This is a genomic window from uncultured Sanguibacteroides sp., assembly GCF_900543425.1.
GTDB lineage: Bacteria > Bacteroidota > Bacteroidia > Bacteroidales > Marinifilaceae > Gabonibacter.
Window position 1 is genome coordinate 99,065 of the sequence record NZ_UQRQ01000009.1, and the last position, 12,698, is coordinate 111,762.

The window sequence follows — 12,698 nt, forward strand, 5'->3', positions numbered from 1 at the left end:
GGTATTAATCCTCTTTCGGATCCTATCGTCAAGAGAGATGTTTCTTCAAAATAGAGTGTATCGTCACCGATTTTATGGGTTTACTTATAAAATCCGTACATCCTGCCTCCCAACATTTTTCCCGATCTACATCGAAAGCGTAAGCCGTTTGAACAATAATAGGGATCTCAGAAAATTTACGAATCTCTATCATCGCTTCCAAACCATCCATACGAGGCATTTTCAAATCCATCAAGATAGCATCGTACTTATTCTTCTTAAACATTTCCACGGCCTCTATTCCATCCCGGGCCCGATCTAACATATAATCTTTTTTCAACAATGCTTTTAACAACAGATAGTTGCTATCCGTATCTTCGGCTATTAAAATATGCTTCTTATCATCATTTACTACGACAGACAACTCTTCCGGCTCATTAGAGATTCCAAAAACAAAATGTCCCTTCTCTTTATCCGAATAGACAGGTATACGAAAATAAAAAGTCGTACCTTTCCCCCATTCCGATTCGACACGAATATCTCCTCCCAACAAATTCATAATAGCTTTACAAATAGACAATCCCAAGCCCGTCCCCGGCTTAAATTCATTCACTCTATAAAATCTATCGAAAATATAGGGCAAACTCTCTTCCGGAATTCCTTCTCCCGTATCCGCAACAGAAAACTCCAACCACTCCCGATCTTCCGATATCCGGGCTCCCAAAGTAATTTTCCCTTGTAAAGTAAACTTCTTTGCGTTATTAATAAGATTCGCAAAGACCTGTGTAAGTTTCACCCTATCTGTTTTTACCCGTAAACCTACCGGAGTCTCCCCTTTTAGCAAAACAATCTGTTCAGGCATCATAAACCGATGAGTTTCAAAAACAGAATTAACCATTTCATTCACATCGCACTCTTCTACCTGACATCCGACCGAATTGGACTCAATACGGGAAAGATTTAATATATCATCCAGCAAGGACAAAAGCAACTTACTATTTTTATTAATAGCAGCACAGAAGGTCTGTTTTTCTTCGTCGGAATAATCCTTTTCACATATCAGGTTTGCAAAACCGACAATTCCATTGAGAGGGGTCCGTATTTCATGAGAGATATTCGCCAAAAAGGCCGACTTCAAACGATCGGATTCTTCGGCTTTCTTCATGGCATGTTTCAATTCCTCCTCTATTCGCTTATGCTGTTCTATATTGATATCTAATCCGTATAAATACTTTATTTTCTTATCTCTACCTAAATCGATCGTTTGGACAACACCCCGGCATTCCCACCAACTGTATTGACCGTTTCCCTTGTAATCCACACGGTAAGCCGCCGTAAATTCGCCGCTATCCTGTTTCTGTACCCTTTCGAAGAACTCACTAAACCCGGCACGATCCTCAGGATGAACATAGAGAACAAATTTCTCCAATGTATCAAAAGGCTCTTTTTGAGCTCCCGTCTCCCCGAATCCCTCTCCGTATTCAAAAACTTGTTTATCGATATTAAATACCCAGGTATAAAAACGCAATACCCCTATCGAAATTTTCAGGAATCGCTGTTGTTGTAACTCGTCGGTCATATCTCTGAAAATCAACACAGCCCCGACAACACCATGCAAACTATCGAACAAAGGAGATATGCTTCCCGTCACATGCTTTACTTCCCCTTGTGTAGGAATCAATAATGCATCCGTATTCAACACCTGTCTCTCTCCTTTCTCCATGACTTTCCGTATAACACGTTGCATATATTTTTCATCCCCATCCGCACAAATAGTACATACCTCATTCAAACGTTTCCCGATTTCATCTTGTCGGCATCCCAGATTTTTACAGGCAATACAATTCATTTCCAACACTTCCATCTCCCGATTCACGACCACAATACCCTCCTCCATCGAAGAGAGAGTATGGGACAGGACTTCCGTTTTCCGTTCCAGATTTTTTGCCATTCCTTTAGCCGCCGCTTCCAGCTTTTGACTCCGGTGGAACATTTTTCGGTAACGTAAATAGAAAAAAAGAAATAATACCAACAACGTCACGAGAAGAACAAGGAAAACAAGGAAAGAGAATATATAATTCCGGTAAGTCACAAACACGGACTCCGGTTCATTCATAATAATACTCCCTGATGGCAAACTCTCCCGCTCTACCCGTCTGCGTTTCAATTGTACATCATCGAACATAAAAACACCCCTTGCCGTATCAACGGGTATGGTCCGGACATCTTCTCCTTTCAACACCCTTACGGCTAATTTCCCAGTCCGTGTCCCCTGATCTTCTGCTCGAAGCAAATACCCACCTAAAATACCGTTTCCCATGGCAAAATCCAGCGAAGACAATATAGGGGCGGGAGCCTCTTTTGAGAAAACGGGATAATAGATTTCAGCAGACCGATACATTCCCCGTTGATCTCGTTGCCAAGTCGAAAGAATAATAAAAGAGAGAGGATCAAAATCTTCCATCCTTTTTATTAAATCATCTACCGTCGCCTCGTGTTCTCCTACATATTCTATCGAAATATCAGCTTCATACTTCGACAACTGTTTTTGAGCCAACATTTTATGCATTCTTCCAGGTTCCGTACTATCCGATATCACATATACCTTATGTGCCTCCGGAAACAATCTTAGCCCGACTAAAAAGATTTTTTCATAATCCAATATACTAACCACTCCCGTCACGTTTTCCCACCCCTCCTGCTTTCTATAATCAGATACAGCTACTGCACAAAAGACAACCGGAATCTTTTTTATCATCGGAATATCCAATGAAAAAAAGATTTGATTGGCCTCCTTATCCGAAACAATAATCAAATCCTGCCTTCCCCGAATCTCACTCAACGTCCGATGTAGGATTTCGCCTTGCTTATCTTTATCTTTTGTCCTTTTAGAATCCAAATGAATAATTCTCAGGTCAACCTTCAATCCGGCATCCTTCAATTGCCGTTTTACCGCTCTAATGATATTTCTCGTCCATATTTGTTCTTCATGATAGGAACTGATAAACAAAACCTGTTTCACCGAATCTGCCATAGGGAATACCCCCGTTTCCGCTTTAACTGAAACAATACCAATCATCATCCACACTAACAGTATCCCCCATTCTTTCCCTAAATAAGCTATTTTCTTCACTTTACAATGAATTTTAACTGAAATTTGAGATAAAGATATAGCTTTTATTTAAAATAATCTCTTCTTGTAAGCATTAATAAAAAATAATTTAAAACTTAAATCTAATATTACCTCATATAAATATTCATCTTTTTCCACGAAAGAAATAAAAACTTACGCCATCACGATATTTAGTCTTTTTTAAAGAAACGATTCAAAATATCACATTTCTTATATGAAAGATAATCACACATTTATAATAGGCTTATAAAGAAAATAGCATTAAAAAAAGGGTGTCTGGATTAAAAACACGATTATTTATTTTTAAGTGGATAATAATCAAAAATTAATTACTTTTGGGGTCATTAAAACAAACAAAAAATTTAGCTATATGTACGGAAAATTTCAAGACTTTTTAAAGACTGAAATCCAGTCAATAAAAGATGCCGGCTTATACAAAAGCGAAAGAATTATCGTTACACCGCAAGGTGCAGAAATCAAACTTGCCACGGGTGAGACAGTATTAAACTTTTGCGCAAACAACTATTTGGGTCTCTCTTCTCATCCTGCCGTAATCGAAGGAGCGAAAAAGGCTTTAGACAGTCACGGTTACGGGATGTCATCTGTTCGTTTTATCTGCGGAACTCAAGATATTCACAAAGAGTTGGAAGCCAAAATCTCCAAATTCTTTGGAACCGAAGACACCATTCTTTACGCGGCTTGCTTTGACGCAAACGGAGGTGTATTCGAACCCCTGTTTGGACAAGAAGATGCCATCATCTCCGACGAACTGAACCATGCTTCTATCATTGACGGTGTTCGTCTGTGTAAAGCCGTTCGTTACAGATACAAACACGCCAACATGGCCGATCTGGAAGAGCAATTGAAGATCTCCCAGGCTCAACGTTACCGCATCGTCGTTACCGACGGAGTGTTCTCCATGGACGGAGATATCGCTAAAATGAACGAAATCTGCGATTTAGCTGAAAAATATAACGCTCTGGTTATGGTTGACGACAGCCACGCTGCCGGATTTATCGGCAAAACAGGTCGCGGTTCTGCCGAACATCACCATTGCATGGACCGGGTAGACATCTTCACCGGAACCCTCGGTAAAGCCTTGGGAGGAGCTATGGGAGGATATACCACCGGTAAAAAAGAGGTGATCGAAATGCTGCGTCAACGTTCCAGACCTTACCTGTTCTCCAACTCTTTGTCTCCGGCAATCTGCGGTGCTTCCATCGCCGTATTCGATATGCTGAGCAAGAGTACCGAATTAAGAGACCGGGTGATGGATAACGCGAACTATTTCCGGGCGAAACTGACGGAAGCCGGATTTGACCTGAAACCATCCGAATCCGCCATTTGCGCCTTGATGCTTTACGACGCAGTTCTCTCGCAGGAATTTGCTGCCGAATTACAAAAAGAAAACATCTACGTTACCGGTTTCTATTATCCGGTTGTACCGAAAGGACAAGCTCGTATTCGCATCCAACTCTCCGCCGCTCACACGCGCGAACAATTGGATCGCGCTTTGGCTGCCTTTATCAAAATCGGTAAAAAACTAAACGTGATTAAATAAAACACTTGCCATAAAAAAATCTCTCTTACCCTGTGTGGCTAAGAGAGATTTTTTTAAAATTGATATTTTGTTCATTTTCCAATACAACACCGACATTGAAAAGGAATGTTACAAGGTATAGCTCTTTATTTACCAAAATACTCATCCATTTCCTTATAGTTCTACTGAAAAACAGTAATATCCCTAATCACGCCAAAAGCCAACACAATTTTCGATGTAAAATCAATTTACATTCATAAAAACTACAAGCCAAACTGTATTCATCCGTTTCTATTTTAGAATAAAGGCCCCCAAACCTATATCATCGCCCCAAAGACATGGAGACATTAAACAGGAAACCGCGATTATACATTTTTCCTCCCGAATAGTCGGAAATATTATGTAACCCCCAATTATATCCGATTTCAAATCCGAAAGAAGACAATTGCAAGTTTACCGACAATTTGGTTCCATAATCCCATTTGCTCGTCTTAAACCATTCGTCCGGATAAAGCTTCTTCCCGTTTTTCAATTTCTCTCCGACACGTATGGCTCCGTAAGGAATTAAATTCAATGAAGCGAACCAATTATTCATGGGTTGCCAGAATATCCAACCCGCCTTAACCGGCAATTCCAGGTAATTCTGCCTCAAGGTGATATCCTTATGATCTCCTCCTCGGGAAACAAATAGAAGTCCCGGGGCAAAATAGAAACGACGCGTTTCATAAGCCAACGCAAGCCCGAGTTCGTAGCCGACCCGATAACCGAAGTCAACTCCCGACAAAGCACCTGAAGTCTTTAGGGTCATCACGTTTATTCCGCTATTTATATTTAATTTCCACAGGGCAACGTGTTGCTTATAGAGCAAACGATCGACCTCCCGAACTTTAAAAGTAACATCTTTTTCAGGCATAATCGCCAAGCCCGAGGATTGCACGGTATCCGTATGCAAAAATGCCATAAAAGCCAGAGAATCCATATATCCGGCCTTTTTATTCACGATGACCTCCTGCGGCGTGACGATTACGAAATAAGGGATTACGCTATTTCGATTATAATAGCGCATGCAAAGCAAACGATCCTGAGCATTATCTACGTTGAAATAACCTATTACAAAATTCTCCCGAACAAACTCGATAACCCGAGGATGCTGAAAAGTCGTTTGTGCCATCTGATGACAAGGGCCACAATTATCCGAAGAAAAATACAGAAGCATAGGTTTATTCTCCTGTTTAGCTTGAGCTACAATCCGGGTATAATCCGTCCGATCCCGAAACAATTGCGCCTTAATCGCTTCTTCATTCTCCTTCTCTATGGGAAGAAGAGCCCGAATCGGTTTTACGTTCGGATCGAGAGCCAAAAACTTCATCATCCCATTAAATGAAAGCGCCCCGCTTTTTTCTTTCAGTACCTTTTCCTCCGGAGTCAATATACACATGTAAGGAACAACTCCTGAATTATTTCCACGAATCCTTGCATACAATAATGAATTCTCTCGAAAATCTATATCCAAATGAACAGCCACGTAGTGTTCATCCACGTATTTTATCACCTTCTCCTTCGGGAAAACAATCTTTTCCATCAACTGGCAAGGTCCGCACCAACTTGCCGAAAAACATACAAAAAGATTTTTATTTTCAGCTTTAGCCTTTTGCAAAGCGGCCTCGTAAGTTCCGTCAAAGAAATGAATCGCTTTTCCATGTAAAGAGAGAAAAAGACATAAAATCAGAAAGGAATATTTTTTCATAACACATTTTTCTACAAATTTATTTATATATTTTATTTATAAAACAATCAGGCCTTTTATTTTATCAACTCCCTCCCTTTTTTTGCTGATAAAAAGTACAATATCGGTTTAAAACACATTCGTCACAGAACGGGTTCTTTTTTCGACAAACAAAGGCGGCATAATCCAATATAGCCCAATTTAATTCCTTACAACGTCTGACCTCTATAATATCATTCGCCAATTCCTGAATCTCTTTATCAAAACGAACATCTATAAACTCTCCCGGTTTAAAATAACGTTTCAACAAACGGGACATATTTACGTCCAAGAGAGGCTTTCGATTAGACAAAACGAACAGTTCATAGGCATTTGTCACGTACAATCCGATAAAACCGGAATCAGCCAACTGGTTGGAATCCTCCGGCAACTTTCCTTGTTTTTGCTTGAGATCCTGTCCCAATTTATACAAACGTTTCGCCCGGTGATGATACAAGCCTAAAGGATGCATGATCTCCTCCAACTCTTCCAGAGTCGCATTCGACAAAGCCTCCCAATCCGGGTATTTGGAAAAGAACGTATCGTAGTAGGCGGCAACCGTCTCGGCCTTCGTTCGCTGTAACAATATCTCCGAGAGTATCTGTTGGTATTTCGTCGCACCCGGCTCCCGCCAGGGAAACGAACGTCGATTCCGATCGAACCACTCCAACAGCCTTCGCTGTAAATATTGTACCATTACCTCTTTCATTATTCATTTACGTCCTAAAAACCGCCTTTCATGAAAAAAAACATAAGACAAAACTAACAAAAAATTCTTCTTGATATACCTGAACCCGTCGGAGGAATAAAACCAATTCATCAATCTCCACTACAATATTTGCTATTTATATTGCATTATTAGAATAAAATCTTATATTTACACAAAACACCGAGAAGAATTTTAGTTTACAGGGAAACCGAGAAACCGTTGAATTGGTAGATGTTACTTTATTAAAGACAAGAATAAGTTCCCACGATTTTTTTTCAGGCACTAATTTTCGCAATTGATACATCAGAAGTACAATATATTATAAAGAATAAAACTATGAAAACGATCATCGACATTATTCAATTTCTAAAAAGACCTGATTTTGAAGCCACTCAGGATAAATCATGGAATAAAATAAAACTATTCTTCGTCATATTTTTATGGTTATTATTGATTGTGTATGTGGCAAATCTACTGGCAGCCATATTAGAGTCCTTTATTTTTAATCATCCTATGATACCTAACACAGCCCTCTATCAAATTTACCCGGACAATGGACTATATCTATTCCAAATGGTCCTATTGGGTCCTATCATAGAAGAATTTAGTTACCACTATGCGCTCGGTCGATTTAATCTCACTAAAATTAAAATCTCGTTAAGCCTGATCATCTCGTTTTATATCTCTTATTTTCTATACGTGTATAAATTCAGAGAGCTTTGTGGATCAAGTTATATCTGCCATTTTCTTGCTCTATACGGCACTATTCTTTCAATCGCAACCATTCTTTTCTTTACCATGAGTCTATTGAACAAGCAACTCGCCTTATTCGAAAGCAAATGGGATAAGTATTATACCGTCATTTTTTATTTATCGGCAATTCTTTTTGCTATTTACCATTTCAATATGCCAACCCGGTTTTTGTTTGCCTTTTTTGCCGTAGCTTTACTATTCGGATATACAAGAACCCGTTTGGGATTCGGTTACGTTATCGCACTCCACATGTTGTGGAATACGTTAACCGCACTCGGCTTCTTGGCATATAGCACTTGGGGACGGGGCTAAAGTGCTAAATTTAGCATTTCAATAATGAAAAAAGCCCTCAAAGAGACTATACACGAGGAGTCGACAAAACTTTCAAATAACTTTGCCCACTTCTCAACAGAGTATTTTCAAGTTACTAACAGCCAACCCTGTTTTTTTCTACTTCTAAAACACAAACCTTCAAAATAATTCAACAAAAATCAATCCTCTGGTTTATAAATTTATTAACTTTAAGGCCGACGAGCAGAAAGAATAGCAGAAAAATATCTTTAATTAAATATAATCATTCTGTATAATGAGATTCGCAAAAGATTTTGTTGGAAATATTTCATTTATACCTTAAAACGATATAAATTTGACAAATCAATGCGAATGTGTTAAATATTTAACAAAACAATATAAAATGCTTCCTATGGATAAATTCATTTCAATCGAAGAAGCCGTATCTAAAGTAAAAGACGGTATGACCATCATGGTAGGTGGTTTTTTGGCCAACGGAACCCCCAACAAAATTGTTGATGCATTGGCGAAATCAGGAGTTAAAAATTTGACGTTGATTTGCAACGACACGGCATACCCGGATAAAGGAGTAGGTCAGTTAATTGCCAATAAACAAGTAAGTAAATTGTACGTTTCTCACATCGGGACGAACCCGTGTACCAGCGAACAAATGAATAGCGGAGAGCTGAAAATAGAGTTCTGTCCCCAGGGAAGTCTCGCCGAAAGAGTTCGTGCCGGAGGTAACGGACTGGGAGGTATTTTAACCCAGACAGGCTTAGGAACGATCGTAGCAGAAGGAAAAGAGATCATTCGGGTAGACGGGAAAGAGTATTTGTTGGAAAAACCTTTACGTGCCGACGTGGCTTTGATTGGAGCGAGTTTAGGAGACAAATCCGGCAACTTGGTTTACAGAGGTACTTCCCAAAACTTCAACCCATTAATGGCTGCTGCCGCCGACTTGGTCATTGCAGAAGTTGCAGAGTTAGTTGAAGTAGGTAAAATTGCAGCAGAGAACATAAAGACCCCGGCCATCATGGTCGATTTTATGATAAAATAAAACAAAGCATACATACCTTAACTCTAACAAATTAATAAAAAAGATATGGAAAAAACAATGATACGTTTAAGAATGAGTGCCAAAGACGCTCATTACGGTGGAAATTTAGTAGATGGAGCTCATATGGTACATTTGTTCGGCGACGTGGCTACGGAATTATTGATCATGCATGACGGTGACGAAGGACTGTTCGTGGCTTATGACAACGTAGAGTTCCTTGCTCCTGTTTACGCCGGAGATTATATCGAGGCTACCGGAGAGATCGTGAAAGTAGGAAACTCTTCCCGGAAGATGGTTTTCGAGGCAAAGAAAGTCGTCGCTGCCAGACCTGATATTTCTGCTTCGGCAGCAGACGTGTTAGCGGAACCGATCGTGGTTTGTCGTGCAAGCGGAACCTGCGTGGTGAAAAAAGAAGATCAACGAAAAAATCAATAATCACATGGAGAAATTAATTATCACAGCAGCCATTTGCGGGGCAGAAGTAACCAAAGAACAAAACCCCGCTGTTCCTTATACAGTAGAAGAAATCGTCAGAGAAGCTAAATCTGCTGTAGATGCAGGTGCGGCTATTGTTCACCTTCATGTCCGTGAAGACGACGGTACTCCGACCCAGAGCAAAGCACGTTTCAAAGAGTGTATTGATGCTATTTACAAGGTATGTCCCGATGTAATTATTATCCCCTCTACCGGTGGAGCCGTGGGAATGACTGCAGAAGAGCGTCTTCAGCCGACAGAGCTATTCCCTGAAATGGCGACCCTCGATTGTGGTACTTGTAACTTTGGAGACGATGTATTTGAAAACACGATGCCCATGATGAGAGATTTCGGGAAAAGGATGTTAGAAAACAATATCAAACCGGAATACGAATGTTTTGAAATGGGACATTTAGACACGGTACTAAACATGGCCAAGAAAGGTCAGGTTCCCGGTGCTCCCATGCAGTTCAATTTCGTTCTCGGCGTTCCCGGATGTACCCCTGCCACGGTACCGAATCTTTGTTGGCTTGTAAACGCAATCCCCGCTGGTTCTACCTGGACAGCAACCGGTATTGGCCGCCATGCGTTCACCCTTGCTGCTCCTGCTATTGTCATGGGTGGTAACGTGAGAGTCGGTTTTGAAGACAATCTCTACCTGGAAAGAGGCGTACTTGCCAAATCCAACGGCGAATTAGTAGCTAAAGTCGTTCGTCTGGCGAAAGAATTAGGCAGAGAGGTTGCAACCTCGGAAGAAGCAAGAAGAATTTTAAATTTAAAACCATTAAAATAAAAGTTTTATGCAGAAAAAAGGAAATAAATACGGAACACACCGCGTGATCGAACCGAAAGGGGTTCTGCCACAACCGGCCAACAAAATCGACAACAACATGGATGAAATCTACGACAACGAGATTTTAATCGATGTTCAAACTTTAAATATCGATTCTGCCAGCTTCACTCAAATCGAAGAACAAGCCGGTGGCGACAAAAAGAAAATTGCCGAAATCATGATGGGTATTGTTGAAAAACAAGGAAAACATCGGAATCCGGTAACCGGTTCAGGCGGAATGTTACTTGGAACTGTAGAGAAAATCGGCGATGCTTTAAAAGGCAAAATCGATTTGAAAGAGGGAGATAAAATCGCAACCTTGGTTTCTCTTTCTTTAACTCCGCTTCGCATTGACAAGATCAAAGATATTCGTCCGGATATCGATCAAGTAGACATCGACGGTAAAGCTATCCTGTTCGAAAGTGGCATCTATGCTAAAATTCCGGCTGACCTTCCCGAGAACTTAGCACTTTCTGCCTTGGATGTTGCCGGAGCTCCGGCACAAACGGCTAAATTGGTAAAACCGGGAGATACGGTATTGATCATCGGAGCCGGTGGTAAATCAGGAATGCTGTGCTGCTACGAGGCTAAAAAGCGTGCAGGAGTAACCGGTAAGGTAATCGGTCTTTGCCACAGCCCCAAAAGTACGGAACGTTTACAGAAACTCGGATTCTGTGACTACGTATTCTCTGCCGACGCCACACAACCGGTTCCGGTAATGGAAAAAATCAGCGAGTTGACTAACGGAGAAATGTGTGATGTTACCATCAACAACGTAAACATCACCGATACCGAAATGACCAGTATTCTTTGTACGAAAAATACCGGTATCGTATACTTCTTCTCTATGGCTACCAGCTTCACGAAAGCAGCCTTGGGAGCAGAAGGTGTTGGTAGCGATGTAACCATGATCGTCGGAAACGGATATACCAAAGGACATGCCGAAATTACTCTTCAAGAGTTAAGAGAGTGTGAAGCTCTAAGAAAAATCTTTACTGAACTTTACGCTTAAAAATAATGAAACTGTGGTCTGCAAGGTTTTTTCCATTGCAGATCACAGTACTTTTACTATAATCAAAGACTCGATGAAAAAAGGATGTAGATACGGGACACATAGGGTAATTACCCCGGAAGGGACTCTACCCCAACCGGCCTTAAAATTGGACAACACGATGGAGATATACGACAATGAAGTCCTCATTGACGTACAAACTTTAAATATCGATTCCGCCAGTTACACACAAATCAAACAAGTATGTAACGGAGAGGCTTCCCGGATGGAGGAGATGATCCTCTCGATCGTAAAGGAGAGAGGAAAAATGCAAAACCCGGTGACGGGCTCCGGAGGGATGCTTATCGGTACCGTGAAAGAGATAGGGCCAAACTTTCCGGACAAAAGCCTGAAGGTAGGCGATAAAATTGCTACTCTTGTCTCCTTATCTTTAACTCCTTTAAAGATTCATCGCATAAAAAAATTAGATCCGGCATCCGACCAAGTGGACGTCGATGCGGAAGCTATTTTGTTTGAAAGCGGGTTGTATGCCATACTACCCCATGACATCCCGGAGAAATTGGCATTAGCCCTTCTGGATGTTGCCGGAGCTCCGGCACAAGTGGCCCGCCTTGTAAAAGAAGGAGATACGGTTTGTATCATCGGAGGCGGTGGTAAATCCGGTATTCTGTGCTGTTACCAGGCCATGAAAAACGTGGGACCTTACGGAAAGGTCATTGTCGTGGAATTCTCTGAAGAAAATGCACGACGGATAAAAGAGATGAATTTAGCCACTCACGTGATTGTCGCCGATGCGACAAAAGTGATGGACGTATATAAAAAGGTGACGGAAATTGCCGGAGAGAGAGGATGCGAGGTAACCATCAACAATGTCAATGTTCCCTCAACCGAAATGACCTCTATCCTAATCACCAAAGGACAAGGATGCGTTTACTTCTTCTCTATGGCAACCAGTTTTACCAAAGCAGCTTTGGGAGCCGAGGGAGTGGGCAAAGATATAAGCTTAATCGTGGGAAACGGTTATGCAAAAGGACATGCGGAACTAACCCTGAATATCGTTCGGGAGTCAGCATGCATCCGGGAGTTATTTGAAAAACTGTACGTGAAATAATTTTAGGAGCGAATTTTTCAATCCATTATATAGAATCAAACT

At 40.9% G+C, this 12,698-nt stretch carries 10 protein-coding genes; 7 read left to right on the forward strand and 3 right to left on the reverse strand.

The window, feature by feature from the left end; genetic code table 11:
- Window positions 1–28: 28 nt before the first annotated feature.
- Window positions 29–3,112, reverse strand: a complete 3,084-nt coding sequence (locus tag QZR76_RS06905) for an ABC transporter substrate binding protein (RefSeq protein WP_294141647.1) — start codon at window positions 3,110–3,112, stop codon at window positions 29–31.
- Window positions 3,113–3,482: 370 nt separating this feature from the next.
- On the opposite strand from QZR76_RS06905, the gene kbl reads away from it, so the two are divergent.
- Window positions 3,483–4,673, forward strand: a complete 1,191-nt coding sequence (gene kbl / locus QZR76_RS06910) for a glycine C-acetyltransferase (protein WP_294141649.1) — start codon at window positions 3,483–3,485, stop codon at window positions 4,671–4,673.
- A 301-nt stretch (window positions 4,674–4,974) separates the two neighbouring features.
- On the opposite strand, the gene QZR76_RS06915 is transcribed toward kbl, so the two are convergent.
- Entirely contained in the window at window positions 4,975–6,399 is a 1,425-nt protein-coding gene (locus QZR76_RS06915) for a thioredoxin family protein (protein ID WP_294141651.1), read from the reverse strand.
- 64 nt (window positions 6,400–6,463) lie between these two features.
- Window positions 6,464–7,114, reverse strand: a complete 651-nt coding sequence (locus QZR76_RS06920) for a hypothetical protein (RefSeq protein ID WP_294141652.1) — start codon at window positions 7,112–7,114, stop codon at window positions 6,464–6,466.
- A 348-nt stretch (window positions 7,115–7,462) separates the two neighbouring features.
- Here QZR76_RS06920 and QZR76_RS06925 point away from each other — a divergent pair, with 348 nt between their 5' ends.
- From QZR76_RS06925 to QZR76_RS06950, 6 genes are all read left to right on the forward strand, one after another.
- Window positions 7,463–8,191: a CPBP family glutamic-type intramembrane protease gene (locus tag QZR76_RS06925; protein ID WP_294141654.1), complete on the forward strand. Its 729-nt coding sequence runs from the start codon at window positions 7,463–7,465 to the stop codon at window positions 8,189–8,191.
- A gap of 391 nt (window positions 8,192–8,582) precedes the next feature.
- Complete coding sequence (locus tag QZR76_RS06930; RefSeq protein ID WP_294141655.1) at window positions 8,583–9,227, forward strand: CoA transferase subunit A; 645 nt, start codon at window positions 8,583–8,585, stop codon at window positions 9,225–9,227.
- Window positions 9,228–9,272: 45 nt separating this feature from the next.
- Window positions 9,273–9,662, forward strand: coding sequence for a hotdog domain-containing protein (locus tag QZR76_RS06935; protein WP_041502667.1), 390 nt, complete (start codon window positions 9,273–9,275; stop codon window positions 9,660–9,662).
- Between the two features lie 4 nt (window positions 9,663–9,666).
- Window positions 9,667–10,494, forward strand: coding sequence for a 3-keto-5-aminohexanoate cleavage protein (locus QZR76_RS06940; RefSeq protein WP_294141658.1), 828 nt, complete (start codon window positions 9,667–9,669; stop codon window positions 10,492–10,494).
- A gap of 7 nt (window positions 10,495–10,501) precedes the next feature.
- On the forward strand, window positions 10,502–11,545 hold the full coding sequence (locus QZR76_RS06945; protein ID WP_294141660.1) for a zinc-binding dehydrogenase: 1,044 nt from the start codon (window positions 10,502–10,504) through the stop codon (window positions 11,543–11,545).
- A gap of 73 nt (window positions 11,546–11,618) precedes the next feature.
- A complete protein-coding gene (locus tag QZR76_RS06950; RefSeq protein WP_294141662.1) occupies window positions 11,619–12,656 on the forward strand; it encodes a zinc-binding dehydrogenase in 1,038 nt (345 codons plus the stop codon).
- Window positions 12,657–12,698: the final 42 nt, after the last annotated feature.